Origin of the sequence: Haloarcula salina (genome assembly GCF_010119195.1) — an archaeon.
GTDB classification, from domain to species: domain Archaea; phylum Halobacteriota; class Halobacteria; order Halobacteriales; family Haloarculaceae; genus Haloarcula; species Haloarcula salina.
On sequence record NZ_WRXL01000001.1, the window covers coordinates 849,735 to 874,866 of the forward strand.

The following is a 25,132-nucleotide window of genomic DNA, read 5'->3' on the forward strand; positions in this document are numbered from 1 at the left end:
GGGTATGACCTGGCAGGTGCTTAACCATTGTTATCTGGTAACAGGAAACACAGTCGGTCGCGGCAGAGCCGAAGCCGAGGACGAACCGACGGCTCAGGCGGTCTCGGGAATCGGGTCGGAGATGACGACGGCCTCTCCCTCGACGACGCAGTCTCCGGTCTCGTCGTCGACGGCCGTGGTCAGACGGAATCGGTTGTCCTTGATGCGCTCGACGACCTCGCAGTGGGCCGTGACCCGGTCGCCGATGTCGACCGGCCCGCGGTAGCTCAGTTCCTGCGAGAGGTAGATCGTCAGCCCCGGCAGTCGGGCCAGCGCCGCGCTGATCACGCCGGAGACGAGCGTCCCGTGTGCGATGCGCCGGCCGAAGCGGGTCCCCTCCGCGAACGCCTCGTCGAGGTGGAGGCGGTTGGTGTCGCCGCTGGCCTCGGCGAAGGCCTCCACGTCGGACTGCGAGAGCGCCTTGGTGAAGCGGACGTGATCGCCCACGTCGATACCGTCGGCCGTGCCGTAGCTCTCGAACTTCCAATCATCGTTCTCGTAGAGCGTGTCGGGACGGGTGAACCGCGTGCGCTGGGAGGGCAAGTCCCCGGTCGGTGTCGGCCGTGAGATGTGCGGGATGTAGTTCGAGAGGTCCGTCGTCGTGAGGATGCCGACCAGCGAGCCGTCCTCGATCACGGGCAGTTTCTTGATGTTGTGCGTCCGGAGCCGTTCGACGGCCGTCTCGAGGTCCGCGTCGGGGGCGACGGTCACCAGCGCCTCGGCCATCACGTCACCGACGGTCAGCGCCGTCGTGTCCCCCTCCTCGGCGGTGACCGCCACGACATCGCTCTCGGTGATGATACCCACGCAGTCGCCGTCCGTCTCGACGACCAGCGAGCCGATGCCCCCGTCGCGGAGTCGGCGGGCCGCCTCGACGACCGTGGCGTCCGGCCCGATCGTCTCGACCGGCGTTCGCATAACGTCTCTGACAAGCAGTGGGACGAGCATCGTGTGAGCGCACACGTGGCAGACGTATAACAGTCCGCCCGGGACCGCACGCGGACCGTCAACACTCTTAAACACGGACATCAATGGAGTAGATATGACACACGACGAGACGACACGCGGTCACCGTGACTGCCGCCCCGCCGGGAGGGCCGCCCGATGAGCGACCGTCCGGAGATGTTCGAGGGGGCCGACCGAATCTGGATGGACGGCGAGTTCGTCGACTTCGAGGACGCACAGACTCACGTCCTCACCCACGCGCTCCACTACGGTACCGGCGTCTTCGAGGGCGTGCGCTGTTACGACACCGAGCAGGGACCGGCCATCTTCCGCTGGGAGGAGCACCTCGACCGGCTGTACCAGTCGGCAAAGCCCTACGACCTCGACATCGAGTTCAGCAAGGAAGAACTGACCGAGGCGACGACGGAACTCATCCGCACGGAGGGCTTCGAGTCGTGTTACATCCGCCCCATCGTCTACTACGGCTTCGACTCGCTGGGCGTCAGCCCGAAGAACTGCCCGACGCGGACCGTCGTCGCGGCCTGGCCGTGGGGCGCGTACCTCGGCGAGGAGGCCCTAGAGGAGGGCGTCGACGTGATGGTGTCGTCCTGGCGCAAGCACGCCTCCAGCCAGATACCGACGAACATCAAGACCACTGGCCTGTACGTCAACAGCATGCTCGCCGGCGAGGAGGCGCGCCGCAACGGCTACACCGAGGCCATCGTCCTGAACAAGGAGGGCAACGTCGCCGAGGGACCCGGCGAGAACGTCTTCGTCGTCCGCGACGGCGAGATCTACACGCCCGGGCTGGCCGAGAGCATCCTCGAAGGCATCACCCGCAACACCGCCATCACGCTCGCCGAGGAACTGGGATACACGGTCCACGAGGAGGCCACCATCTCCCGCGGCGAACTGTACACCGCCGACGAGCTGTTCTTCACCGGCACGGCCGCGGAAGTCACGCCGATCCGGAGCGTCGACGACAACGAGATCGGGTCCGGGACGAAAGGTCCGGTCACCGACGAGATCCAGACGGCGTTCTTCGACCTCATCGAGAGCGGCGACCGCGAAGAGTGGTTCCGCTACATCTGAGAGTACCGGTATAGCGGCCTTCACAGGGTCGTCCGAACCGCTTTCGCCGCGGCCCGCCGTCCGTCAGTCGTCCGCGAACTCCTCTTCGTCGGCCACCGGAATCGGCGTGCCGCCGGCGTTGCGGTTCGTGTCGCCGAAGCCGGCGCTGAGGATGCGCGTCAGCGCGTCCTCGACCCGCTCGTCGATCTCCTCGTAGCGGTGCGGTTCCACTTCGAGGACGTAGCCGGTCGTGATGTTCGGCGCGGTCGGTAAGAAGAGCACCTCGCGGCCGTCGTCGGTCGTCTTGCCCGTCTTGAACGCCGTCATCCGCATCCCGTCCCACACCTCGAGTTTCACCGGCGACTGGAGTTCCTCGGTGCCCGAGAGGGCGGTCTCGACGGCCATCTTCGAGGCGTTGTACACGACCCGAAGCCCGGGGACGTGGTTCATCACGTCGTCGATGGCCCGCTCGACGAGGTCGCCGACGGCCGTCCGCATCAGGTAGCCGACCGAGAAGACGATCAGGACGAAGATGACGAGCGTCGTGAACACCCGCGCGAACTCGACGAAGCCGCCGCTCGAGGGGAGTCCGAGCGTCGACAGGAGCTCGGCGTCGATGGCCGGAATGACCGCCGCAGAGGCGAGGATACCGTAGAGGTAGACGATGACGTACACCGTCACCAGCAGGGGCAACAGGATGATGAGCCCGCTCGCGAAATCGCGCTTCCACGACGTGGACGAGGCCATACGTACACCTGTCGGGCGCGGACTATCAGCCCTTTCCTTTAGACACCGTGTTCGACCGCGTCGACGGCCGCCTGACGGATTGCCGGCCCTGCTGCACGGACGGCGACGGCGAGGCGATACCCGGTCCCCGGCCGCCCGGCTACCACTCGGCGACGCTGCCGTCGTCGTGACGCCAGACCGGATTGTGCCAGTCCACGTCCTGCTCGGCCTGCTCGCGGACGAACGACTCGTCGATCTCGATGCCGAGACCGAGATCCGTCGGGACGGTGACGTAGCCGTCCTCGTACTCGAAGACCGACGGGTCGGCCAGGTAGTCGAGCACGTCCGAGGTCTCGTTGTAGTGGATGTCGATGCTCTGCTCCTGGATGAGCGCGTTGGGCGAGCAGGCGTCGACCTGGACGCAGGAGGCCAGCGCGACGGGACCGAGCGGGCAGTGGGGGGCCATCGCCACGTCGTAGGCCTCCGCCATCGCCGCGATCTTCTTCACCTCGGTGATGCCGCCGGCGTGCGAGAGGTCCGGCTGGATGAGGTCGACGGAGCCGTCCTCGAACACCTGCTTGTAGTCCCAGCGCGAGTACATCCGCTCGCCCGTCGCGATGGGGATGTCGGTGCTGGCGGCGATGGCCGGCAGGGCGTCGTTGTGCTCCGGCAGGACCGGCTCCTCGATGAACATCGGGTCGTACGGCTCCATCGCCGAGGCCAGTCGCTTGACCATCGGCTTCGTCACGCGGCCGTGGAAGTCCACGCCGATGTCGACCTCGGCACCGACGGCCTCGCGCACCTCGCGCAGGCGCGTCGCGGCCGCCTCGACCGTCGCCGGATCGTCGATGCGCTCGATCTCGGGCGTCGCGTTCATCTTCAGCGCCGTGAAGCCGGCGTCGACCTGCTCGCGGGCGGCGTCGGCCACGTCCGAGGGCTCGTCGCCGCCGATCCACTGGTAGACGCGGATGCGGTCGCGGGCCGCGCCGCCCATGAGCTGGTGGACCGGCGCGCCGAGCTGCTTGCCCTTGATGTCCCAGAGGGCCTGGTCGATGCCGGCGATGGCCGACATCAGGACCGGGCCGCCGCGGTAGAAGCCGCCGCGGTACATCGCCTGCCAGTGGTCCTCGATGTCCTCGGGGTTCTCGCCGAGCAGGTAGGAATCGAGCAGTTCCTCGACCGCCGCGCGGACGGTGTGAGCCCGCCCCTCGATGACCGGCTCGCCCCAGCCCACCGTCCCGTCCGCGGTCTCCAGTCGCAGAAAGAGCCACCGGGGCGGAACCTCGAACAGTTCGTAGTCGACGATCCGGTTCGCGTCGTCGCTCATGGCATCGGTCCTCCCGTCAGACGGCCGCCGAGCGTCGATACGGGCCGTCCCGCTCCACCGCGGCGTACCGAGGCGTTCCCCATCGGAGCTGAGCGTGTGTGCATCGTCGGATCAGTCGATCAGCGCGGAGTTAACGATTGTGCCCTCGCTGTCACCGAAACCGCGAACAGCAGCACTGCCAGTACGTTCGAGACAGTGTTCATCAATCGGCCCGGAGCGCCACCGGGAGTCACAGGTGCGTGGAGAGCCGTATCCGGTTCACAGCGTGCTCGATTCCCACGCGCGAATCAGTCGCGTCAGCGTCTCGTTCACCGGGACCGCACTCGTCGCCGCGTCGACGACGTACCCGTTGATGGCGTCGATCTCCGTCCGCCGGCCGGCCGTCACGTCCTGGTACATCGAGGAGCGGTTGGCCGCGGTCTTCTCGATCACGTCCCGAGTGAGCGAGACAGCGCGGTCGTCCGGGAGGTGGACGCCGCGTTGGCGCGCGACCGCGGCCGTCTCGCGGGCGGCGTCGGCGGCGAGACGGTCGGCCGGCGGGTCCGCGAGCGCGCCGTTCTCGACGCGCGCGAGGGCCGTCACCGCGTTGATGCCGGCGTTGACCGCGAGCTTCTCCCACAGGCGCGTCGGCATGTCGGTCGCGACGGTCGTCTCGACGCCGGCGGCCCGAAACGCCGCGCCCGCCTCGTCCGCGACCGGTGACCGTCCGACGGTGCGCTCGCCGAGGACCACCTCGCCGCGCCCGGTGAACGCGACGGTGCCCGGCTCGCGGAGGCGAGCGCCGTACGAGCACGTCCCCGCGAGGACCGGACAGTCGAGCGCCGCGGCGAGCGTCTCCTCGTTGCCCATCCCGTTCTGGAGCGAGCAACACGCGTCGAGCGCGCACTCGCCAAGCGCCGCGGCGGCGTCGGCGGTGTCGGAGGCCTTCACCGTCACCAGCGCGAGGTCGGCGGCGTCGGGCGGGTCGGTCCGCGCGTCGGGGAACGCCCGGAACTGCTCGGTCCCGACGACCGACAGGCCCGCGTCGGCGACCCGACTCACGTGGGGCTCCCGGCCGACCAGCGTCACGTCGTGTTCCCGGGCGAGCAGGCCCCCGAGGAGGCTCCCGAGGCTCCCGGCGCCCATGACCACGATGTCCATCAGGTGCAGTGAGGCGCGGCCCGGACAAAAAGCCATCACCGGCGGTCCTCGACCAGCACGCACTTGCACGCGAGCGACGAACGGGCGGCCATGAGCGACGAGGACGAGCGCGACGAGACGGAGCGCGAGGCCGCGGCGGTGGTCCGCGCAATCGACGACATCGGTATCGACCGGCTCACCGACGCCATCGTCGACGCGTGGGAGCAACTGGACGAGGAGCGCGATGGACCGACGTGGCCGCGCGAGGAGACGCGCTATCGGCTGGAGTTAACGGACCCGGACGAAGCCGTCGGGCTGGACGCGCTCGCGGCCGTGCTGGACGCGTCGCCCCGTGTGCCCGAGTCGGCGTTCGTCCACCTCGGGCTAGGCCGGCGCGCGGACCTCGGCGACGAGCGCTTCGCCGTCGAAACCATCGCCAGCCACGGCGGCGTGACGGCCGCCGATGGCCACACGACCGGACGCGTTCCGCTGACGGGCGAGACGTTCGACGCGCTCGCGCGCGTCCACGGCGACGCGCTCCGCTACGCCGTGGTCTGTGATGACGACGGACGGGCGATCGTCGAGCGCGACTGGACGACGCTCACCTTCTCGCTCCCGGCGTCAGCGGTCGGCGCCGTTCGAGCGGCCGCCGAGTCACTCGACGACGACCGGATCGAGCGGGAGCGGTAGGGACCGCGGTCAGTCCTCTTTCCAGTAGTAGATGTCCTCTTTGGGCGCGCCGCAGTCCGGGCACTCCTCGGGCATCTCGTCCAGTTCGCCCATCTCGCCGCACTCCCAGCAGCGCCACATCAGCTCGGCCTCGCCGGCGCTCCCCGATTTGAGGTGTTCGCTCGACAGCGCCTCGATGCCGTCCTCGACGGTGACGTAGAAGCCGTGCTCGTCGAAGCCGCGGATGGTCCCGAGCCTGTTCCCCTCGTCGTCGAACACCGTCTGCCCGAACGAGTACTCCTCGCTCTCGATGTTCGTTCTCATGTCGCTCATACAGAGATACTAACGCGCCGAAATATGATAAAGACTAGCGTGATCGTTCGGGCCCGTGGAGTACGGGGGCCGCTACCGCGAGAAGAGGCTGTTGTGGACCGGCGCGAAGTTGCTCTCCTCGCTGTCCTCGACCACGGAATCGGTGACGGCCTTGCCGTCGACGCCGGCGTCGAGGAAGTCCGACAGCGGCGGGCCGACGTTGTCCGGTTCCACGAGGAAGGCGTCGTGGCCGTGGTCGGAGTCGATGACGTGGTGGGCGACGCCGGCGTCGGCCGCCCGGAGCGAGTCTGCCAGCGCCTCGGCCTGCTGGGTGGTGAAGTGCCAGTCGGCGGTAAAGGACATCACGAGCGCCTCGCCGTCGAAGGCCGCCAGCGCGTCGGCGTCGGAGTCGAAGCCCGCGGCGAGGTCGTAGTTGTCCATCGCCCGCGTCAGGTAGAGGTAGCTGTTGGCGTCGAAGCGCTCGGTGAACTTCTCGGCGTTGTAATCGAGGTACGACTCCACGTCGCGGTAGGGGAAGAACGACCCGGCTGCGTCGACGGGGAACGTGCGGACGGCGTCCCGGCCGGCGGCGCGGCGGCCGAACTTCTGCTCCATCGACGCCTTCGAGAGGTACATCACGTGGCCCAGCTGCCGGGCCAGGGCGAGGCCGTCGCGCGGCGGCTCGCCGTCGTAGTAGTGGCCCCGGTCCCAGTTCGGGTCGGTCGTGATGGCCCGGCGCGCGATGGCGTCGAGCGCGAGGCACTGGGGGTCCAGCCGCGCTGCGGTGGCGATTGGGACGATGCGCTCGACGTGGTCGGGGTGGCGTTTCGCCCACTCGAGGACGTTCATGCCGCCGACGCTGCCGCCGACGACGGCGTGGAGGTGCGGGACGCCGAGTTCGTCGAGCAGGGCTCGCTGGGCCTCGGTCCAGTCGCGGACGGTGACCGGCGGGAAGTCCGTGCCGTAGGGCTCGCCGGTCTCGGGGTTCTCGCTGGCCGGTCCCGTCGACCCGTAACAGGAGCCGGGGACGTTCACGCAGACGGCGTAGTACTCCGTGGTGTCGATGGCCTTGCCCGGCCCGACGATGTCGTCCCACCAGGCGCGGGCCTGGTCGGCGCTGTCGACCCGGTCGCGGCCGGCGACGTGGGCGCTCCCGGTCAGCGCGTGACAGACGAGTACGGCGTTCTCGCCGTCGAACTCCCCGTAGGCCTCGTAAGCGAGTTCGAGGTCGGGGATCGTCTCCCCGCAGTCGAACTCGAACTCGCCCACCGAGACCGTGCCGTGTTCGACGTTCATGTCACTCGCTCGATGGCGTCGTCGACGTCCGCCAGGATGTCCTCGGGGTCCTCGATGCCGACGCTCATCCGCACGAGGTCGGGGCTGACGCCGCTCGCGCGCTGTTCCTCCTCGGAGAGCTGTGCGTGCGTGGTGCTCGCGGGGTGGATGACCAGCGTCTTCGCGTCGCCGATGTTGGCGAGGAACTGCGCGAGGTCGGTCTCCTCGCAGAAGCGCTGGCTCGCCTCGTAGCCGCCCTCGAGGCCGAAGGTGACGATGCCGCCGAAGCCACCCGAGAGGTACTCCGTCGCGAGGTCGTGGGTCTCGTGGTCTTCGAGTCCGGGGTAAGTGACCCAGGCCACGTCGGGGTGGTCCCGGAGGTGCTCCGCGACGGTCATCGCGTTCTCGCAGTGCCGTTCCATCCGCAGCGAGAGCGTCTCGGAGCCCTGGAGCGTCGCCCACGCGTCGAAGGGCTTCTGGCCGTCGCCGAGCGAGCGGAGGCCGCGCTGGCGAGCGGCGACGGTGAACGCGCGGTCGCCGAACGCCTCCGAGAAGTTCGTGTCGTTGAACGCCGCGTTCGGCGCGCCGAGTTCGGGGTACTTCTCGGGGTACTCGCCCCACGGGAACGAGCCCCCGTCGACGAGGACGCCGCCGACCGTCGTCCCGGAGCCGTGGATCCACTTCGTCGTCGACTCCCAGACGACGTCGACGCCGTGGTCGAGGGGGTTACAGAGCGCGGGCGTCCCGAACGTGTTGTCGACGAACAGCGGGACGCCGCGGTCGTGGGCCACCTCGGCGATGTCTTCGAGCGGCGGCACGACGAGCGAGGGGTTCCCGATGGTCTCGCAGTGGACGTACGCCGTGTCGTCGTCGATGGCCGCGGCGTAGGCGTCCGGGTCCAGCGTGTCGACGAAGCGGGACTCGATGCCGCGGCGGCTGGCGGTGTGGGTGAGGTAGGCGTGTGTCCCGCCGTAGATGGACGAGGCGGACACCACGTTGTCGCCGGCCTCGGCGAGGACGAGCGTCCCGGCGTCCAGCGCGGCCATCCCGGACCCGGTGGCGACGGCGTCGACGCCGTTCTCCAGCGACGCGAGGCGCTTCTCCAGGGTCCTTACGGTGGGGTTGTCGAACCGGGAGTAGACGTTGCCCGGGTCCTCGAGGGCGTACCGCTCGGCCGCCGTCTCGGCGTCCTCGAAGACGTACGACGAGGTCTGGTAGATGGGCGGCGCGCGCGCCCCCGTCGCGGGGTCCGGCTCCTCCTGGCCGGCGTGGACGCAGCGCGTCCCGAATCCGTAGTCGGTCATGTATCACGTGCATATATCTCCACACATCTATAACCACCAGTTACGGCAAAACTCTCTGACTGTGCGGAACCGACCCAGGGGAGTCGGATGCCACCGACCGATAGTGAGTGGGTATTTGTCGGTGGCTGTCCACACGCCGGTATGGACCACGAGACCGCCGGCCGGACCAGCCGGCAGATCCTCGACGCCGTCGGGAACGCCGTCGTCGCCGACGACCGGTTCCTCGAGACGGTCATGACGGGCGTCCTCGCCCGGGGCCACGTCCTGCTGGAGGACGTGCCCGGCACGGGGAAGACGCTCACCGCCCGGTCGTTCGCGACGGCGCTCGACCTCTCGTTCAAGCGCGTGCAGTTCACCCCCGACCTCCTGCCGGCCGACATCACCGGCTCGAACGTCTTCGACGAGGCCACCGGCGAGTTCGACTTCCAGCCCGGCCCCGTCTTCGCCAACGTCGTGCTGGCCGACGAGATCAACCGCGCGCCGCCGAAGACCCAGGCCGCGCTGCTTGAGGCGATGGGCGAGAAGCAGGTCACCGTCGACGGCGTGACCCACGAACTGCCCGACCCGTTCTTCGTCATCGCCACGCAGAACCCCGTCGAGCAGGAGGGGACCTTCGGCCTGCCGGAGGCCCAGCGCGACCGCTTCATCGTCAAGACCTCGATGGGCTACCCCGACTTCGCCGGCGAGCGCGAACTCATCGACCGGCGGGCCGACCGCACCGAACAGGCCCCGAGCGTCACCGGCGTCATCGACGGCGAGCGCATCCCGGCGCTCCAGCGGGCCGTCGAGTCGGTCACCGTCGACGGGACGCTCAGGGACTACGTCGTCGAACTCGGGCGGGCAACCCGCGAGGACGACCGCGTCGACGTTGGCGTCTCCCCGCGTGGCATCCAGCGCCTGTTCGAGGCGACCCGCGCCGCCGCCGTCATCGACGGCCGGGACTACGCCGTCCCCGACGACGTGAAGGGCGTCGTCGAGCAGGCCTTCGCCCACCGGCTCGTCCTGACCGCCGACGCGGGCGTCCGCGGCGTCGATCCCGCCACGGTCGTCCGGGACGTACTGGACCGCGTCGAAGTGCCCGCGGTCAGCCCCGGCCGCTGAGGCGGGCCACGGTCACTCGGTTCCGGATTACCGCGCCAGCAGCGGCTCCGCATCGGCCCACAGTCGGTCGAAGCGGGCCTCGAACGCCGTCGCGACCTCCGCGTCGGTGATTCCGACCACGCCGAGCCGGTCGGCCGGCGAGAGCGGGTCCGGGACGTCGAGCGTCACCGCCGCGGCGTCGATCACGTCGAAGGAGAGCCCGACCGTCGGCGCGGTCCGGACCGCCGCGTCGGTCGCCCGGTCCGCGAGAATCTCGGGAAGCGACTCGGGCAGCACGTCCAGCACCGCCTCGCTACAGAGCAGGTCGACGCGCACGTCCTCGCCCACGCCGTCGAGGAACGCGTCCACCTCGGTCTGGAGCGTCTCCCACGACGCGCGCTCGTACGGCGGGCCGACGGTCGCCCGGACGCGCTCTCGGGCGGTCCTGACGTGCCGACGCATCGCCGCCCGCATCTCGTCGCTCCCGAGCGACCCTGGCCAGAAGCTGCCGTCGACGGGCGGTTCGGGGAGGAGGTCGGACCTGACGGACGCGGCGACGGACCGGTAGCGTTCGAACTCCGACGCCAGTTCGCGGGTCCGTTCCGCGAGCAGTCTGTCGACGGCCCGCTCCGGGTCGACGGCGGCGTACCGCGTCGGGTCGGTCGAGTGCGTTCGGACGAGCCCGCGGGCTTCGAGGCCGTTGAGCACGTCGTAGATCCGGCCTCTGGGGACGCCGCTCGCGTCGGAGAGGTCGCTCGCGGACACCGCGCCGGTCACCAGCAGCGTCCGGTACGCCGTCTCCTCGTAGCTCGAGAGGCCGAGTTCGGCCAGGTCGGTCATCGGTCGGGTGGTCGAGCGGCCGGTACAAAGGTCCACAGGACCGGGGCCGACGCGAGTGGGGTCGGCCGCGGAAGGCGACTCCACGCCGCACCGCTCGTCACCGAAAGCGGCTCTACAGCCGCCAAGCGTCCGAAACGCACCGAAAGTGGCGGGGCGTTTCAGCACGTTCATCCCGCCGCCGGCCGCCGCTCCCGGTATGAATCCGTACGTGGTTCTCGGCGCCGCGATCGTCTCTGAACTGCTCGGAACGACCGCGCTCAAGCTCTCGGAGGGGTTCTCGAAGCCCGTTCCCAGCCTCGTCGTCGTCCTCGGCTACGGCGCGGCGTTCTACCTCGTCTCGCTGACCCTGGAGGAACTCCCCATCGGCGTCGTCTACGGGACGTGGGCCGCGCTGGGCATCGTCGGCGTCGCCGCCATCGGGACGGTCGTCTTCGACGAGCCGGTCGACGCGGTCGGCGTCGTCGGCATCGCGCTCATCGTCGCCGGCGTGTACTGCCTCAACGTCGTCTCGTCGATGGCCGCGCACTGATCTCAGTTCCGCTCGAACTCCCGTTCGCGCTCGCGCCGCGTCGCGTCCTCGGCGTCTTCGAGCGTCTCCGTCTCTAACAGCCGCTCCAGTTTCCGCTCGAACTGCTCGTCGGTCAGCTCGCCCTCGGCGTAGCGGCGGCGCAGTCGGTCCAGCGGCGCTTCGCCGTCCGCGTCGCTGTCGGTCGCCGCCGCGGGCTCGCGGCGCTGCTCGTCGGCGGGTTCGTCGACCGCCTCGTCGTCGGCGTCGCCGAACAGTATCTCGGTGAGCGGGACGATCACGACGTAGCCGACGAGCAGGGCCGCCAGCCACCACCCCTGGTCGGTGATGAGGGCCACGAGCCAGAGGCCGGTCACGACCATCGTGGCGATCTCGGTCACGTTAGCGCTGACCCGCTCTCGCGGGGACCGCGTGGGCATAGCGTCGCCTTGTCACCACTGGGCAAAGGGTGATTCGGTGTGCCGGCGCGCAGTCGCCCCTAGCGGAGCGCCACGGCCAGCGCCACGACGGCGACGAGACAGACGACCAGGGCCGCGAGCGCGACCGGCGACGCCACCGCGACGGAACCGCTTGCGAGGGCCGCGAGCCCGACCGTCGCGACGGCGCCGACGCCGCCGACGGCGACCGTGCCGCCGGTGTGGACGAGTTCCGTGCGCCGCGTCGCCGCCGCGGTCCCGACCTCCCGGCCGAGCGTCGCGCCGAACGAGCCCGCGTCCCAGACGACGAACGCGCCGACGAGGCCGGCGAGCACGAGCCACGTCGGGGCGTCGAGCGTCGCGGCGAAGGCGCTCGCGACGAACAGCCCGCCGCCGGCGAGCGAGACGCCGGCGGTCGCCTCGCTGAGTGAGGTCGTCGCCAGCGCCAGCCAGAGCTGGCCGACGGCGGTGACGAGCGCGAACAGCGACGCCACGACGAGCGCCAGCGCGACGGTCTCGGCCCCGTAGACGTCGACGACCGGGACGAAGAAGCGGTCGACGGCGGGCGCGACCGGCGTCGACCGCAACGCCGCCTCGACGGCGTCGACGACCGGGCCGGCGACCGCGAGCACCGCGAGGACGACGGCCGCGCCGCCGACGTACGGCGCGACGACGGTCCCGACGCGGTCGGCCGAGCTCTGGACGGTCCGCCGGAGGAACCACACCGCGACCGAGAGCGCGGCCCCGGCGAGCAACAGCCACCAGAGGAGGCCCCGGAGCGCCGGCGCGGCCGTCACCGCGACGAGCAGGTCGTACAGGCCGCCCGGGAGCGTCGCGGCGAGCACCGACTGGCCGAGCGCCAGTTCGACCAGCGCGGCGACGGGGACCACCAGGACCGCGAGCCGACTCGTCCACCGGAGCGAGCGCTCGACCGCGTCGACCGCCCTGGCAACGTCCGGCGCGTCGGCCGTCTCGGGGACCAGTTCGGCGAGCGGGAGCGCGGCGACGCCGCGGGCCACCGCTCCGGCCGAGACCGCGAGCAGCAGGCAGAACACGGCGAGGTGCGTGCGGCCGGGAACCGGGTCGAACACCGGCCCGAGAACGCGACGGAGCGTCTCGCCGGTCAGTTGCTGGACCCCCGGCGTCCCGGCGTTCGACTGTAGGTACCCGATGGCCCCGCGGAGGCCGAGCGCCGCGGCGACGGTGAACGGGAGCAGCGTCGTGCGCACGAGGACGCCGGCGTAGTCGGCCACCCGCTCGGTGTCGACCGCGCCGCGGACGGCCGCGCTCGCGCCGAACACCGCCACCAGGCAGCCGAGCACGACGAGCACCTGCGAGACGAGCGCGACGACCATCGGACGGATGCCGGCCGGCGTCGAGACGGGGAACAGTTCCGCGCCGAGCGCGACGACCGTCCCGGCGCTGGCGACCGCGAGCCCGACGGCGAGCGGCAGCGCGAGCGCGCTCGCGAGGACGGTTCCGACCGCCCGCCAGCGGTCCCAGCCGACCAGCCACAGCGACAGCGCAAGGAGGACGCCGGTCGCCGCGCCGACGGCCGCGGGCCGCGTCGCGCCGACGGTCCGCAGGAGTCCGGCCACGACCAGCGCCGTCAGGACCGTGACGGTCGCGAGGCTCGTCCGGGGCGTCCGCGTTCGGATGGGTGTGTCGTCAGTCATGGTCACGCGCTGAAGAGGTCCGCGAGCGAGGCCCGCAGCGCCACGTCGATGGGGCTGTCGAGGTCCCAGTCGATGACGGTCGCGCCGGTCAGTTCGGCCCGCTGGAGCCGGGCGGTGCGCTCGACGCCGGCGACGGCCGCGCCGAGCGAGTCGCCGCGGGCCAGCGCCGGGCTGACCAGCGTCGTCGGGTAGTCCCGGACGGCCAGCGACGAGACGAGCGAGACGGCCCAGTCGTCGGCGGCCGGCGAGAACACCACCACCTGCGCCGTCGGCGGGAGGCGCGCGAGCACCGCGAGCAGGTCGGGGTCGTCGACAGTCCCGCCGTCGGCCGTCGCCGTGGCGGGGACCGCCTCCTCGCTCGCCTCGCCCGGCGCGTCGACGTCGGGGGCCTCGTCCTCGCCGTCGGCGGCCGACTCGCGCGCCACGGCCCGTCCGACGCTGTCGAACACCCGTCTCGCGTGGGCGGCCGCGTGCCCGCCCGAGGGGTCGACCCAGGCCAGGCCGTCGGGACCCACGCCGCCGGGCACGTCCGCGTCGTCGAGGCCGACGGCGCAGACGCTGGCGACCACGCTGGTCCGCGAGAGCGCGTCGAACAGGCGCTCGGCGGCGTAGGCCGACAGCTCCGCGCCCGTCGGGAATCCGGGTTCCGGCGTCACGCGGGACGGGGGCCGCGCGTCGACGACCAGCACGGTCCTGACCGCCTGCTCCTCGCGGTAGTCGACGGTCGTCAGCTCGTCGGTCTTGGCGTAGCGCCGCCAGTCGATGCGGTTGACCGGGTCGCCGTGCTGGTAGGTCCGCGTCGAGTGGAACTCCAGCCCGCTGCCGCCGGCGTCCGTCGGGAGCGTCCCCGCGCGCGGGAGCGTCGCGTCCGCGAGCGGGACTTCCGAGACGGTGTTCGAACACGTCAGCGTCTCGTCGCCGGCCGCCGGGAGGTCGGCCGTCACCTCGTCGCTGGCCGACAGCGTCCGCACGCGGACGGCGGTCGGGTCGAACGTGTAGGTCCCGCGCTTTGCCATCACCGCGTACGACAGCGTCGCGCGCTTGCCGGGGCGCAGCGACGTACAGCGCCGCGGCGACCCCTCGACGACGGCCAGTTCCTCGGGCACGCCGTCGACGACGCGCACGTCCGTCAGCGAGCGGTCGCCCTCGTTGGTCACCGTCAGTTCGACCTGGACCGGTTCGCCGGGCGTCGGCTGGGCGTCGGAGACGGCGCGCGTCGCCCGCACGTCGATTCCCGGCGGGACCCGCGAGAGCGCGCCGTAGACCACGTACGCGAGCGGGACCGCGGTCGCCGCGAGCAACAGCGGTTCGGCGGTCAGCAGGGCGACGCTGACGAGGAACAGCGTGGCGGCGAGGCCGCCGCGCCAGCGCCTGACCCGACGGTGCGTCGTCATCGCTCCCCTCCCGACGTCCGCTCGATGGCGTCGACCGTTCGACGGATGCGACGCCGACGCTCGCTCTCGGGGTCGAGCCACAGACGGAGGCGCGCCAGCAGCGAGTGTGGCTCCGACGGGTCGAGCAGCGCCGCCGCGACGGCGTCCTCCGTCCACGCCCCGGAACGCACCGCCCGACGGGCCGACTCGCGCGGGACGCCGGCCCCGACGGCGTGGGCCGTCGTCGCGGCCTCGGTCAGCCGCCGAGTCACGGCGTCCATGGCCTCGTCGTCGCCCGCGACCGCGTCGCCGATGGCCGCGTCGACCTCGGCGGCGACGAGCGCACTCTCCGTCGCCGTCACCGCCTCTGGGGGGTAGTCGATCGCCGCGTCGAACGCCGTCCCCGATCCGCCGTCGTCGCCGCCGAGCCACGCCGCGAGCGCCGCACAGAGCCCGACGAGCAGGCTGCCGCCGACGAGCGCGAGTGAGGGGTCGAGCGCGCCCGCGACGGCGACCAGCGACTCGCCGAGGGCCGCGGGCGCGAACACGAGCGCCGCGGCGAGCGCCGTCGCCGACAGCCCGACCGTTCCGAAGACGGCTGTCCGCAGGCGCATCAGGACCGCACCTCCGAGCCGTCGGTCGCGTCGTCGACCGACTCGCGTTCGCTGGCCGCGGCCTCGATGGTCCGGATCGCCTCCTCGATGCCGTCGACGTGTGATTCGGCGTCGCGCTGGCCGTACTCCACGGCGCGGAAGGCGTCGCGGACCGTCCGCACGGCGGCCGGCGGGAGGCCGTCGCGCTCGATGGCGTGGGCGGCGATCTCGCCGGGCGTCCGGGTCCAGTACCGGCGAAGCGAGACGTGGCCGAGGAAGCGTGCCCACGCCTCGCGGACGGTGACCCGCGCCGCCGGCGTTCCGTCCGCCGCGGCCGAATCGGTACCGGCCTCGGACCCGAACGCGTCGCCGACGGTTTCCTCGGCGGCCGCGGCGCGGTCGCGGAGCCACGCCCCGAGCGCGGCGACCAGTTCGGCCGGCGTCGCGCGACCGGCGACGAGGTCTCGGAGCGCCGCGGCGGTCTGCGAGAGCCGGTCGCGGAGTCGGGAAAGGGCGTCGTCACACGCCCCGGCGAGCGCGACGAGCGCCCCGACGGCGGCCTCGCGGGCCGCGCCGAGCAGGGCCAGCACGGTCGCCGGCGAGAGGTCCCGACGGCGCGCGCCCGCGACCGAACCGACGAGGAGCGCGGCGAGGGGGACGCCGACCAGCGCGGCGTTGACGAACAGCCCGCCGACGGTCGCCGTCGCCGTCTGACCGTGTTTCGATACTGCGAACGTGGCCCCGGACGCCAGCGGCAGGCCGACCGTCGCGGTGCCGGTCGCACCGGTCCGCGCGACGGGCGTTCCGTCACGTTCGATCGTCGCGTTCGCCACCGGCTCGCCGCCCATCGTCGCGTTCACCGTCTGGCCGGCCCCCGGGAGCGCGAGCGGGAGGGTCGGCGACGTGGACACGGCGAGCCGTTCGAGTTCGACGGTCGCGTTCCCGCGGACCGAGCCGCGCCGGACGGTGAGCAAGACCTCGCCCGGTTCGGACGGGAGCGCGACGGTGGCGCGGCCCCGCCGGTCGGTCGTGGCGACGCGCTCGTCGTTGCGGAAGACGGCGGCCTCGCGCACCGGCACGTCGTCGACGGTCGCGGTGACGGTCACCTCGCCGCCGGTGACCGTCTCGCCGGTGACGCTCACCGCGGCCTCGGTCTCCAGGTCGAAGGTCTCGTTCGCCGACTGCTGGGCCCGCGGCCCGGCGACGGCGAAGGCGCGGCCCGCGTCGCGCGGCACGGCGGGGACCGACAGCGACGGCTCCACGTCGGGCGCGGAGACGCTGATCGTCAGGCGCTCCTCGTACGGGACCGTCCCGACGACGGTCCCGTCGGGTCCGGTCGTCCCCACCGGGTCGCCGTTGAAGTACACCGCCGCGCCCTCGATGGGCGCGCCGTCGCGGGTCACCGTCGCCGTCACGGTCGCGCCCGGCGTCGCCGTCCGGTTGAGTTCGACCGCGAACGCGTCGGACTCGCCGCCCGCGTCGTCGCCCGACTCACCGGCGTCGTCTCCCTCGTCTGACCCGCTCTCGGGGGCCTCCGTCCCGGTTTCGGCGGTCCCGTCAGCACCGGTTCCCTCGCCGCCGGTCGGCGCGGCGGTCGCCGGCGGCGTCGGGGTCTCCGCCGTCGGCGTCCCGACCGAGAAGTTCTCGCCGGGGCTGCCGGACTCCGAGGCGCTGTAGGACTGGCTCGCGTTTCGCATCGCCTCCCGCTCGGACGCCAGGCGCTCCTGGCCGGGCGTCGGGTCGAACTTCACCCAGCCGACGCCCTCGAAGTACACCTCGACCCACGCGTGGGCGTTCATGCCCCGGACGGTGTACTCGCTCCGGCCGGTCCGCTCGCCGGTGGAGTAGCCGACGACGTAGCGCGCGGGGATGTCCTGGCTCCGCAGCATCACCGCCATCGAGGTGGCGAAGTACTCGCAGTACCCCTCGTCCATCTCGAAGACGAACTCCGAGGCCACGTCGTCCTCCGGCGGCCGGCTGACGTTCAGCGAGTAGTTCTTGTTCGCCTCCAGCCACCGCTCGACGATCGTCGCCGTCTCGTAGGGCGACTCGCTGTCGGCGGTGAGCCGGTCGGTGAACGGCCCGATTCGAGCCGACGTGGACGCCGGAACGCCGGTGTAGCGCTCCTCGATGTGCTCCGGGTAGTCCCGACCGCTCGCGCGCAAGACGGCGGGGTCGTTCGGCGGCGTGACGCTGGTCGCGCTGTAGGTCGTCCCCGCCGGGAGCGCCCGCTCGGTCGTGATCGCCCGGTCTCGCGTGACCAGCACGTCATCACGTGACACCGTTCGCGGCCGCCAGACGGTCGGCAGCGAGGAGGCGGACTTCGCCAGTTGCACGTCGTAGCTGACCGTGGCGTCGGCCATGCCCTCGGTCGGAATCGGGCCGTCGTAGGCCCTCGGTCGCGCGCGGCCGTTCCAGCCCGTTCCGGTGTAGTTCCCGTACGCGGCGGTCCGCCAGTAGGCCGGCTCGGCGCTCCGGACCGTGAAGTGCGTCTCCGTGCTCTGGGACGTGAACGCCCCGTCGCCGCCGATGTCGCCGCCGACCGCCGTCTGGCCGCCGGGGTTCAGCGCGCCGAGTCCGCCGCCGCTCCCGCCCGGCGAACTGCCGCCCTCGAAGGGACTCTCGCCGGGCAGGGGGACGAGCGACTCGGCGGGGCTCTGTGCGCCGGCGGGCGAGAGAATCGGCAGCGTCGCCGCCGCGAGGACGACCGCGACCACGCAGACCGCGGTGAGCAGGACCCGGAGGTAGTCGCGGTCGGCCGATACGTCACCGAAGGGCGAGTCGTCGGAGACCATGAAACGGCGGAAATCTATCGTGTAGCCATCTCGGTCCCGGCGGTATAAATCTGCTGTCAGCGGCGGGGACGAGCGCCGCGCCGTCCGGTGGTCGCACCGACATGTCACGGTCGTCGCCCGTCACGGCTCGGTGGATACAAGCCCCCGGCCCGACAACCGGGCGGCAATGAGCGACTCCGAGGAGACCGTCCGGTGCTGGCTCGTCGAGCGGTCCAGCTACGGCGACGAACGCATGGTAACGCTCGTCTACGCGACCCCGACGGGCGACCGACAGCTCACGAAGCAGTTATCGCCGAACCTGCTCAGGCGAAAGCGCGTCACAGCGGCCGTCAACGTGGAGCCCGAGCGCCTCGAACCGGTGGCCGACGACGAGACGCGGGAGCGCTACGCCGCCGAGGCCGAGCGGATGGCCGAGCGCCACGACCCCGACGCGGAGGTCTGAGACGGACTGCCGCCCCCACACCCGAGACCGTCGAGCGAGCGGCCGCGAACCGCCGACGAACCGCCGGACGTGACGGGCGTGATGTTTTTTCCCTGACACGCGGAACACGAAAGACTATACACGCGGCCGGCACAAACGCGCCGTATGGCAGCGATAGAACTGGACGGCGTCACCAAGCAGTTCGGGAACCTCACCGCGCTGCAAGGGGTCGATCTCACCGTCGAAGAGGGTGAGATATTCGGCTTTCTCGGCCCCAACGGGGCCGGAAAGTCGACGACCATCAACATCCTCCTCGACTTCGTCCGGGCGACGGACGGGTCGGCGACCGTCCTCGGCCACGACATCCACGACAAGTCCAAGGCGATCCGCGCCCGGACCGGCGTCCTCCCCGAAGGCTACGACGTGTACGACCGCCTCACCGGGCGACAGCACCTCCAGTTCGTCGTCGAGTCGAAAGGCGCCGACGACGACCCCGACGCGCTCGCCGAGCGGGTCGGCATCGCCGACGCGATCGACCGCAAGGCCGGCGGCTACTCGAAGGGGATGCAACAGCGACTGGTCCTCGCGATGGCACTGGTCGGCGAGCCCGACCTGCTCATCCTCGACGAACCGACCACGGGTCTCGACCCGAACGGGGCGCGCCTGATGCGCGAACTCATCCGCGAGGAGAACGAGCGCGGCGCGACGGTGTTCTTCTCCAGTCACATCCTCGGCCAGGTCGAGGCCGTCTGTGACACGGTCGGAATCCTCCAGGACGGCCGCCTCATCGCGAAAGACAGCGTCGAGGGCCTCCGCGAGGCCGCGGCCGGCGACACCGTCCTCCGAGTGACCCTAGCGGACGCCGACGGCGTCGCGGACGCCAGCGCGGCCGTCGAAGGCATCGACGAGGTCTCCGCCGTGACCGCAGACGGCGCGACGCTGACCGTCACCTGCGACGGCGACGCGAAGATGGCCGTCCTCAACGCCGTCGAGGAGAGCGGCAACGAGGTCGCCAACTTCGAGACCGAGGAGGCGTCCTTAGACGAGGTGTTCGCCGCCTACACCGGCGAGCAAGAGCAGACCCAGCCGGAGGTCGACGCATGAGCGCCGGCGAGAACCCCGTGACGCGCCTGCTCGGCGACGTCGACACGAGCATCAAGAACTCCGAGTTCGCCGACTGGTACCCGGTCAGCAAGAAGGAGTTCCGCGACACCGTCCGCTCGCCGTGGATCTGGCTGCTGTCGTTCATCTTCATCGTCCTGTTCGCCCTGCCGGCGATGCTGGGGCTGTACTTCAACATCGGCCAGCAGTTCGCCGACGCCGGCGCGTCGCTGACCTCGGACGCCTACGTGCAGTTCGCGCTCCCCATCGCCGCGCCGCTGTTGCCCGCCGTCGCCATCGTCATCGGCTACGCCGCCATCGCCCGCGAGAGCGAGCGCGGCTCGCTGAAGATACTGCTGTCGCTCCCCTACACCCGCGGCGAGATCCTCGCGGGGAAGTTCGTCGGTCGGAGCGCCATCACGCTCATCCCGGTGACGGTCGGCCTGCTGACCGCTCTGCTCGTGTTGGTCCCCTCCCAGATCGAGGTCGCGTGGGAGACGTACCTGCTGTTCGCGCTGGCGACGATGGCCTACGGCGTCGTGTTCACCGCCTTCGCCATCGGCCTCTCGGCGGCGCTGAAGACGGCCCGGCGGACGATGGCCGCGTCGCTCGGCATCTACGTCTACCTGCAGGTGTTCTGGTCGAACCTCGGGCCGGGCCTCGGTCGGCTCCTGTCCGACCACGCGAACATCTCGCAGGTGACGCGGCTCCACGTCGAACTGTTCGTCTCCCTGCTGAGCCCCATCACGGCCTACCAGACGCTCGTCCAGGAACTGCTCCAGGACTCGGCGATCCGCTCGCGAATCCTGCTCACGTCCAGCCCGCAGGCCGCCTGCGAGGAGATGCTCGGCGGCACGATCGAAATGACCCAGACCGGCCCGCAGTGCGCTGAGGCCGCGCTGCCGCCGCAGTACGGCACGGTCGCCGTCGTCGGCTACCTCCTGCTGTGGCTCGTCGTCCCGCTGGTCGCGGGGTACTTCACCTTCGAAGGCAAGGACCTGTAGCGGCCGTCGCCGCGGACACGTCACTCGGGACCGTCGACACCGGTGACTTCGAACCGAGCGCCCCCGTCTTCTCCGTCGGTGACGCGGATCTCCCAGCCGTGGGCCTCCGCGATCTGTCTGGCGATCCGCAGCCCGAAGCCGGTCCCGTCCTCGGCGGTCGAGTAGCCCGCCTCGAACACCTGCTCACGCTCGTCGGCGGGGATACCTGGGCCATCGTCGGCCACGTAGAACCCCGTTCCGTCGTCGAGGAGTCCGACCGAGACGGTTACCCCCGGTCCGCCGTGTTCGATCGCGTTCCCGAAGAGGTTCTCGAACAGGCCCGATAGCCGGTCGCCGTCGGCCTCGATCGTCCACTGCCGGTCCCCGTCGGCCGCATACCGTAGCTCGGCGCCTTCGGTTCCGTCCGCAGCGATCCGCCAGGCGTCGTCGGCCGTCTCCCGGAGATCGACGGGTTCCGTCGCTCCGAGGTCGACTCCCTCGCGCGCCAGTCTGAGGACGTCGTCGACGATGTCGTGCATCCGACGGAGCGCGTTGTCGATCGAGTCGAGATGCTCACTGTCACACGCCTCGCGAGCCAGCATCAGTCGACTCCGAGCCACTTGCAGCGGATTTTGGAGGTCGTGAGAGACGACGCCGACGAACTCCTCTAGGCGCTCGTTCTGGCGTGCCAACTCCCGTTGCCGTGATTTCACCGCCGTGATATCTCGAAAGGTCCACAGTCGGCCGTACCACGTCCCGTCTTCGCCGACGACGGGCGCCGTATAGCGGTCGAACACGCGACCGTCGGCGAGTTCGATCTCGTCACGGGCGGTCATGTCGGGGTTTTCGTACAGGGCCTCGACCTTCGCGCGGAACGCCTCCGGTTCGGCGACGTGCTCTATCGCCCACTCGAGGGCGACTTCCTCGTCGCCGCGTTCGACGATGTCGCGCGGGATGTCCCACATGTCGAGGAACCGCTCGTTGTACGAGACGATCGTATTGTCTTCGTCGACGACGAATATCCCGTCGATGACCGCCTCCTGCTGTGCTTTGAGGATCGACCGCTGCCTGTCGATTTTCCGTTCGTGCTCCCGCTGCTCGGTCACTTCGCGGGTGACGCCCACCACGCCCTCGACCATCCCGTCGATCACCAGTGGCGTGAGCCGGTACTCCAGCACCTCGTATCCGTGTCCGGGGAACTCGCCGCTCACCTCGCCGCGGAGGTCCTCGCGTTCACCGTCGATCAGCTCCTGGTACGGGTCTCCCTCGTACGTGCTCCGAATCTTCGGTATGAGGTTGCTCGGGTCCCCTTCCAGTTCGTCTCTCGACGTTCCGTAGAACGAGGCCAGGTACTGATTGACGAGTTCGAATCGACCCTCAGAATCGTAGATGCAGGCCGATTCCGGCATCGTGTTTATCATTCGCTCGTACCGCCGCAGTTTCCGCTCTCGCTCCCTGAGATCGGTGACGTCGGTGATGAATCCCTCTAGCGCGTCCGGTTCATCGGCTTCCCCCGGGACTCGGTGTCCGTGTTCCCACATCCACTTCGTGGTGCCGTCTTCGGTGATGATCCGGTAGGTCACCTCGAACTCACCCCGGGTCGCGAGCGCGTCCTGGACCGTCTCCCAGATCCGGTCGCGGTCCTCGGGATGGAGCACGTCGTCGCCCCAGACCACCGCCCCTGCCTCGAAGTCATCGGCCGTGTAGCCGGTCAGGGCCTCGACCTCGCCCTCGACGGTCTCGATCGGCCAGTCCGGCGCGATGAGAGAGCGATAGACCATCCCCGGAAGGCTACTGATGAGCGACTCCAGTCGGCGGGTTCGTTCGTCGAGTTCTCGCTGAGAGCGGCGTGCGTCGACGGCGTTGCGGATCCGGTTCGCGAGCAGTTTGTACTGGTCCGTGCCCGACCCCTTCTGGAGGTAATCGGTCACGCCCGCAGAGATCGCGTCGCTCGCGATTTCCTCGGAGCCCTTCCCGGTATAGAGGATGAACGGGAGGCCGTCGTGAGCCTCACGGACGGTCTCGAGGAACTCGATCCCGTTCTGTCCCGGCATGTCGTAGTCCGAGACGACGCAGTCGAAACGCTCCTCGGAGAGTCGTTCCAGCGCCACATCGACGCTCGTCGCGGTCTCGACGCACAACCGGTCGTCCTCGTGTTCGAGCACTGTCGCGGTCACCTCCACGAGATCCGAGTTGTCGTCGACGTGGAGAACGCGGACCGACTCACCGCTCAGATACATTGTCTTTCAGGTACTATAGGAATAGGTCCACAAATAGATGGGGCCGAGAACGCACGCGAGACGAGTGATGGAAGAGCCGGCCGCGTCGAGGCCGCTCCCCCAGGATATCGCGACGGTCGACGACCCGGTCGTGACCGGCCGACCCGGCCTTCACAGCACGCCGGCGTCGGCCAGCAGGTCCTCGAAGGCCCCCTCGTCGAGCGTCTCGACGCCGTGGTCCGCCGCGTCGTCGCGCTTCCGCCGGCCCGGGTTGTCGCCACACACCAGGTAGTCCGTGTTGACGGAGACGCTGCTCGTCGCCGACCCGCCGTGTCGCTCGATCAGTTCCTGGGCCTCGCTTCGGGTGTAGCCCTCAAGCGACCCGGTGAAGACGAACGTCAGGCCGTCGAGGGCGTCACCGCCGGTCTGGGCTGCGGCCTGCGGGTCGACGTGGTCGAGCAGGCGGTCGAGGACGGCGCGGTTGCCCTCGCCCTCGAAGAAGTCGACGATAGAACGGGCGACGGTCTCGCCCACGTCCGGTACCGCCTCGAAGGCCCCGACGTCGCCGCGGTCGGCGGCGGCCACTACTTCGTCGAACGTCCCGAACTCCCGCGCGAGGTTCCGCGCGGTGACGGTCCCGACCTCGGGGATGCCGAGCGCGGTGAGGAAGTCCGCAAGCGGGGGTTCGCGGGTCGCCTCGACCGCCTCGACGAGGTTTTTCGCGCTCGTCTCTCCCCAGCCCTCCAGGTCGGCGAGGGCCTCGACGGAGAGGTCGTAGAGGTCCGCAGCGTCCGTAACGAGGCCGGCGTCGAGGAGTTGCCGGACCGCTTTCTCGCCCAGCCCCTCGATGTCCAGCGCGTCGCGGCTGGCGTAGTGCTCGATGCTCCGCTCGCGCTGGGCGGGGCAGGTCAGGCCGCCGGTGCAGAACGCCATCGGGCCGTCGCGCTCGACCGGGCTGTCGCAGGCCGGACAGGCCTCGGGGAACTCGAAGTGGCCGTCGCCGGCCGACTCGACGACCTCGACGACCTCCGGGATCACGTCGCCGGCGCGCTTGATCCGCACGCGGTCGCCGATGCCGACGCCGAGGTCGGCGACCTGCGAGGGGTTGTGCAGCGAGGCCCGCGAGACGGTGACGCCGCCGACCTCGACGGGGTCCATGAGCGCGACGGGCGTGAGCCGCCCGGTGCGACCGACCTGGACGACCACGTCCCGCACCGTCGTCTCCTCCTTGCGGGCCGGGAACTTGTACGCGAACGCCCAGCGGGGGGCCCGCGACGTGGAACCAAGCCGCTCGCAGTCCTCGATGTCGTTCACCTTGAGCACCACCCCGTCGATCTCGTAGTCGAGGTCGTCTCGGGCGTCGAGTTGCTCGTCGCGGTAGTCGATTGCGGCGTCGATCCCGTCGGCGACGGCCGTCCGGTCGCAGACGCGCAGACCCCACTCGGGGAACCGCTCGTGCATCGCCGCGTGGCTCTCGAAGTCGACCGAAGCGTCCAGGACGCCGAAGAAGAACACCGACAGCGGGCGCTCGGCGGTCACCGACGGGTCGAGCTGGCGGAGCGTCCCGGCGGCGGCGTTGCGCGGGTTCGCGAAGGGGTCCTCACCGCGTTCGACGCGTTCGCGGTTGTAGGCGGTGAACGCCTCGCGCGGGATGTACACCTCGCCGCGGACCGCCAGGTACTCGGGATAGTCGCCGCGCAGGCGGTGTGGGACGGCGGCGATGGTACGGACGTTCTCGGTCACGTCCTCGCCGACCTCGCCGTCGCCGCGGGTGGCGGCGCGCTGGTAGACGCCGTCCTCGTAGACGACCTCGACCGAGAGGCCGTCGAACTTCGGCTCGCAGAAGTACTCGACGGTGTCCGTGTCCAGCGTCCCGCGGACGCGCTCGTCGAACGCGCGCACGTCGGCCGCCTCGCCGCCCTGATCGATGGAGCGCATGGGCGCGACGTGTTCGACCTCGGGGAGTTCGTCGAGGGGGTCGCCGCCGACCCGCTGGGTCGGGCTTCCGTCCGCGTCGAGGTCGAACGCCGTCTCCAGGTCCTGCAGGCGGGAGAACAGCGCGTCGTAGGCCCGGTCACCGATGAGGGGGTCGGCCTCGACGTAGTACCGGTGATCGTGATAGCGGATCGCCTCGCGCAGCGACTCGGCCTGTTCGCGGGCAGCCGCTTCGTCGATGTCCCCGACGGGATCGAAGTCGGTCGGCGGGTCCGCGACGTAGGGGTTGTCCGCGGGGGCGGAGTCGTCGACAGCAACCATTTGTCGAGTCTGCGGGAGCCGACTACAAAGCCGCTGTGAACGCCGCCAACGGACGGCAAAATCAAG

At 70.6% G+C, this 25,132-nt stretch carries 22 protein-coding genes; 7 read left to right on the plus strand and 15 right to left on the minus strand.

Features of this window, described 5'->3' with window-relative positions; translation table 11 throughout:
* Positions 1-93 precede the first annotated feature (93 nt).
* On the minus strand, positions 94-987 hold the full coding sequence (locus GM656_RS04420) for a CBS domain-containing protein (RefSeq protein ID WP_162412432.1): 894 nt from the start codon (positions 985-987) through the stop codon (positions 94-96).
* 156 nt (positions 988-1,143) lie between these two features.
* On the opposite strand from GM656_RS04420, the gene GM656_RS04425 reads away from it, so the two are divergent.
* A complete protein-coding gene (locus tag GM656_RS04425) occupies positions 1,144-2,076 on the plus strand; it encodes a branched-chain amino acid transaminase (protein ID WP_174242933.1) in 933 nt (310 codons plus the stop codon).
* Positions 2,077-2,139: 63 nt separating this feature from the next.
* Here the strand turns inward: GM656_RS04425 and GM656_RS04430 are convergent, their stop codons facing one another.
* The 3 genes from GM656_RS04430 to GM656_RS04440 form a co-directional block, all read right to left on the minus strand.
* The gene (locus GM656_RS04430) at positions 2,140-2,802 is read right to left on the minus strand and encodes a DUF502 domain-containing protein (RefSeq protein ID WP_162412433.1); all 663 of its coding nucleotides are present in this window, start codon (positions 2,800-2,802) and stop codon (positions 2,140-2,142) included.
* Between the two features lie 139 nt (positions 2,803-2,941).
* On the minus strand, positions 2,942-4,108 hold the full coding sequence (gene dgoD, locus GM656_RS04435; RefSeq protein ID WP_162412434.1) for a galactonate dehydratase: 1,167 nt from the start codon (positions 4,106-4,108) through the stop codon (positions 2,942-2,944).
* 258 nt (positions 4,109-4,366) lie between these two features.
* On the minus strand, positions 4,367-5,248 hold the full coding sequence (locus tag GM656_RS04440) for a ketopantoate reductase family protein (protein WP_162412435.1): 882 nt from the start codon (positions 5,246-5,248) through the stop codon (positions 4,367-4,369).
* A gap of 90 nt (positions 5,249-5,338) precedes the next feature.
* On the opposite strand from GM656_RS04440, the gene GM656_RS04445 reads away from it, so the two are divergent.
* Positions 5,339-5,917 (plus strand): hypothetical protein, encoded by a 579-nt coding sequence (locus GM656_RS04445; protein WP_162412436.1) that lies wholly within the window; start codon positions 5,339-5,341, stop codon positions 5,915-5,917.
* A gap of 9 nt (positions 5,918-5,926) precedes the next feature.
* Here GM656_RS04445 and GM656_RS04450 read toward each other — a convergent pair whose 3' ends face one another.
* The 3 genes from GM656_RS04450 to GM656_RS04460 all read right to left on the minus strand — a co-directional run bounded on the left by GM656_RS04450 (position 5,927) and on the right by GM656_RS04460 (position 8,787).
* The gene (locus GM656_RS04450; RefSeq protein ID WP_162412437.1) at positions 5,927-6,229 is read right to left on the minus strand and encodes a DUF7130 family rubredoxin-like protein; all 303 of its coding nucleotides are present in this window, start codon (positions 6,227-6,229) and stop codon (positions 5,927-5,929) included.
* A 72-nt stretch (positions 6,230-6,301) separates the two neighbouring features.
* Positions 6,302-7,504 carry a homoserine O-acetyltransferase MetX gene (metX, locus tag GM656_RS04455; protein WP_162412438.1) on the minus strand — a complete coding sequence of 401 codons (1,203 nt, stop codon included), beginning with the start codon at positions 7,502-7,504 and terminating at the stop codon, positions 6,302-6,304.
* A complete protein-coding gene (locus GM656_RS04460) occupies positions 7,501-8,787 on the minus strand; it encodes an O-acetylhomoserine aminocarboxypropyltransferase/cysteine synthase family protein (protein ID WP_162412439.1) in 1,287 nt (428 codons plus the stop codon). The genes metX and GM656_RS04460 overlap by 4 nt, the downstream gene beginning before the upstream one ends.
* Before the next feature lie 141 nt (positions 8,788-8,928).
* Here GM656_RS04460 and GM656_RS04465 point away from each other — a divergent pair, with 141 nt between their 5' ends.
* Positions 8,929-9,888: an AAA family ATPase gene (locus GM656_RS04465; RefSeq protein ID WP_162412440.1), complete on the plus strand. Its 960-nt coding sequence runs from the start codon at positions 8,929-8,931 to the stop codon at positions 9,886-9,888.
* A 27-nt stretch (positions 9,889-9,915) separates the two neighbouring features.
* Here GM656_RS04465 and GM656_RS04470 read toward each other — a convergent pair whose 3' ends face one another.
* Positions 9,916-10,707 carry a TrmB family transcriptional regulator gene (locus tag GM656_RS04470; protein ID WP_162412441.1) on the minus strand — a complete coding sequence of 264 codons (792 nt, stop codon included), beginning with the start codon at positions 10,705-10,707 and terminating at the stop codon, positions 9,916-9,918.
* Positions 10,708-10,903: 196 nt separating this feature from the next.
* On the opposite strand from GM656_RS04470, the gene GM656_RS04475 reads away from it, so the two are divergent.
* The gene (locus GM656_RS04475; RefSeq protein ID WP_162412442.1) at positions 10,904-11,236 is read left to right on the plus strand and encodes a DMT family transporter; all 333 of its coding nucleotides are present in this window, start codon (positions 10,904-10,906) and stop codon (positions 11,234-11,236) included.
* 2 nt (positions 11,237-11,238) lie between these two features.
* On the opposite strand, the gene GM656_RS04480 is transcribed toward GM656_RS04475, so the two are convergent.
* From GM656_RS04480 to GM656_RS04500, 5 genes are read right to left on the minus strand one after another with little or no spacing between them, the layout of a single operon-like run.
* Positions 11,239-11,652 carry an SHOCT domain-containing protein gene (locus GM656_RS04480; protein WP_162412443.1) on the minus strand — a complete coding sequence of 138 codons (414 nt, stop codon included), beginning with the start codon at positions 11,650-11,652 and terminating at the stop codon, positions 11,239-11,241.
* A gap of 59 nt (positions 11,653-11,711) precedes the next feature.
* On the minus strand, positions 11,712-13,325 hold the full coding sequence (locus GM656_RS04485; protein ID WP_162412444.1) for a DUF7519 family protein: 1,614 nt from the start codon (positions 13,323-13,325) through the stop codon (positions 11,712-11,714).
* A gap of 2 nt (positions 13,326-13,327) precedes the next feature.
* Entirely contained in the window at positions 13,328-14,719 is a 1,392-nt protein-coding gene (locus GM656_RS04490; protein WP_162412445.1) for a DUF58 domain-containing protein, read from the minus strand.
* On the minus strand, positions 14,716-15,312 hold the full coding sequence (locus tag GM656_RS04495; protein WP_162412446.1) for a DUF7269 family protein: 597 nt from the start codon (positions 15,310-15,312) through the stop codon (positions 14,716-14,718). Before GM656_RS04495 ends, GM656_RS04490 begins: the two co-directional genes overlap by 4 nt.
* A complete protein-coding gene (locus GM656_RS04500) occupies positions 15,312-18,086 on the minus strand; it encodes a transglutaminase TgpA family protein (RefSeq protein ID WP_162412447.1) in 2,775 nt (924 codons plus the stop codon). The genes GM656_RS04495 and GM656_RS04500 overlap by 1 nt, the downstream gene beginning before the upstream one ends.
* A 166-nt stretch (positions 18,087-18,252) precedes the next feature.
* On the opposite strand from GM656_RS04500, the gene GM656_RS04505 reads away from it, so the two are divergent.
* The 3 genes from GM656_RS04505 (at position 18,253) to GM656_RS04515 (ending at position 20,612) form a co-directional block, all read left to right on the plus strand.
* Positions 18,253-18,528, plus strand: coding sequence for a hypothetical protein (locus GM656_RS04505; RefSeq protein ID WP_162412448.1), 276 nt, complete (start codon positions 18,253-18,255; stop codon positions 18,526-18,528).
* 144 nt (positions 18,529-18,672) lie between these two features.
* Complete coding sequence (locus GM656_RS04510) at positions 18,673-19,611, plus strand: ABC transporter ATP-binding protein (RefSeq protein WP_162412449.1); 939 nt, start codon at positions 18,673-18,675, stop codon at positions 19,609-19,611.
* The gene (locus tag GM656_RS04515) at positions 19,608-20,612 is read left to right on the plus strand and encodes an ABC transporter permease (protein WP_162412450.1); all 1,005 of its coding nucleotides are present in this window, start codon (positions 19,608-19,610) and stop codon (positions 20,610-20,612) included. Before GM656_RS04510 ends, GM656_RS04515 begins: the two co-directional genes overlap by 4 nt.
* A gap of 20 nt (positions 20,613-20,632) precedes the next feature.
* Here the strand turns inward: GM656_RS04515 and GM656_RS04520 are convergent, their stop codons facing one another.
* Positions 20,633-22,831: a response regulator gene (locus GM656_RS04520; protein WP_162412451.1), complete on the minus strand. Its 2,199-nt coding sequence runs from the start codon at positions 22,829-22,831 to the stop codon at positions 20,633-20,635.
* 150 nt (positions 22,832-22,981) lie between these two features.
* Positions 22,982-25,066 (minus strand): NAD-dependent DNA ligase LigA, encoded by a 2,085-nt coding sequence (gene ligA, locus GM656_RS04525; RefSeq protein WP_162412452.1) that lies wholly within the window; start codon positions 25,064-25,066, stop codon positions 22,982-22,984.
* Between the last annotated feature and the right edge of the window lie 66 nt (positions 25,067-25,132).

What these genes read in the sequence shown, in the direction of transcription:
- GM656_RS04420 (WP_162412432.1), bottom strand. Translation starts at nt 987, where the DNA reads ATGCTCGTCCCACTGCTTGTCAGAGACGTTATGCGAACGCCGGTCGAG.
- GM656_RS04425 (WP_174242933.1), top strand. Translation starts at nt 1,144, where the DNA reads ATGAGCGACCGTCCGGAGATGTTCGAGGGGGCCGACCGAATCTGGATG.
- GM656_RS04430 (WP_162412433.1), bottom strand. Translation starts at nt 2,802, where the DNA reads ATGGCCTCGTCCACGTCGTGGAAGCGCGATTTCGCGAGCGGGCTCATC.
- dgoD (WP_162412434.1), bottom strand. Translation starts at nt 4,108, where the DNA reads ATGAGCGACGACGCGAACCGGATCGTCGACTACGAACTGTTCGAGGTT.
- GM656_RS04440 (WP_162412435.1), bottom strand. Translation starts at nt 5,248, where the DNA reads ATGGACATCGTGGTCATGGGCGCCGGGAGCCTCGGGAGCCTCCTCGGG.
- GM656_RS04445 (WP_162412436.1), top strand. Translation starts at nt 5,339, where the DNA reads ATGAGCGACGAGGACGAGCGCGACGAGACGGAGCGCGAGGCCGCGGCG.
- GM656_RS04450 (WP_162412437.1), bottom strand. Translation starts at nt 6,229, where the DNA reads ATGAGCGACATGAGAACGAACATCGAGAGCGAGGAGTACTCGTTCGGG.
- metX (WP_162412438.1), bottom strand. Translation starts at nt 7,504, where the DNA reads ATGAACGTCGAACACGGCACGGTCTCGGTGGGCGAGTTCGAGTTCGAC.
- GM656_RS04460 (WP_162412439.1), bottom strand. Translation starts at nt 8,787, where the DNA reads ATGACCGACTACGGATTCGGGACGCGCTGCGTCCACGCCGGCCAGGAG.
- GM656_RS04465 (WP_162412440.1), top strand. Translation starts at nt 8,929, where the DNA reads ATGGACCACGAGACCGCCGGCCGGACCAGCCGGCAGATCCTCGACGCC.
- GM656_RS04470 (WP_162412441.1), bottom strand. Translation starts at nt 10,707, where the DNA reads ATGACCGACCTGGCCGAACTCGGCCTCTCGAGCTACGAGGAGACGGCG.
- GM656_RS04475 (WP_162412442.1), top strand. Translation starts at nt 10,904, where the DNA reads ATGAATCCGTACGTGGTTCTCGGCGCCGCGATCGTCTCTGAACTGCTC.
- GM656_RS04480 (WP_162412443.1), bottom strand. Translation starts at nt 11,652, where the DNA reads ATGCCCACGCGGTCCCCGCGAGAGCGGGTCAGCGCTAACGTGACCGAG.
- GM656_RS04485 (WP_162412444.1), bottom strand. Translation starts at nt 13,325, where the DNA reads ATGACTGACGACACACCCATCCGAACGCGGACGCCCCGGACGAGCCTC.
- GM656_RS04490 (WP_162412445.1), bottom strand. Translation starts at nt 14,719, where the DNA reads ATGACGACGCACCGTCGGGTCAGGCGCTGGCGCGGCGGCCTCGCCGCC.
- GM656_RS04495 (WP_162412446.1), bottom strand. Translation starts at nt 15,312, where the DNA reads ATGCGCCTGCGGACAGCCGTCTTCGGAACGGTCGGGCTGTCGGCGACG.
- GM656_RS04500 (WP_162412447.1), bottom strand. Translation starts at nt 18,086, where the DNA reads ATGGTCTCCGACGACTCGCCCTTCGGTGACGTATCGGCCGACCGCGAC.
- GM656_RS04505 (WP_162412448.1), top strand. Translation starts at nt 18,253, where the DNA reads ATGAGCGACTCCGAGGAGACCGTCCGGTGCTGGCTCGTCGAGCGGTCC.
- GM656_RS04510 (WP_162412449.1), top strand. Translation starts at nt 18,673, where the DNA reads ATGGCAGCGATAGAACTGGACGGCGTCACCAAGCAGTTCGGGAACCTC.
- GM656_RS04515 (WP_162412450.1), top strand. Translation starts at nt 19,608, where the DNA reads ATGAGCGCCGGCGAGAACCCCGTGACGCGCCTGCTCGGCGACGTCGAC.
- GM656_RS04520 (WP_162412451.1), bottom strand. Translation starts at nt 22,831, where the DNA reads ATGTATCTGAGCGGTGAGTCGGTCCGCGTTCTCCACGTCGACGACAAC.
- ligA (WP_162412452.1), bottom strand. Translation starts at nt 25,066, where the DNA reads ATGGTTGCTGTCGACGACTCCGCCCCCGCGGACAACCCCTACGTCGCG.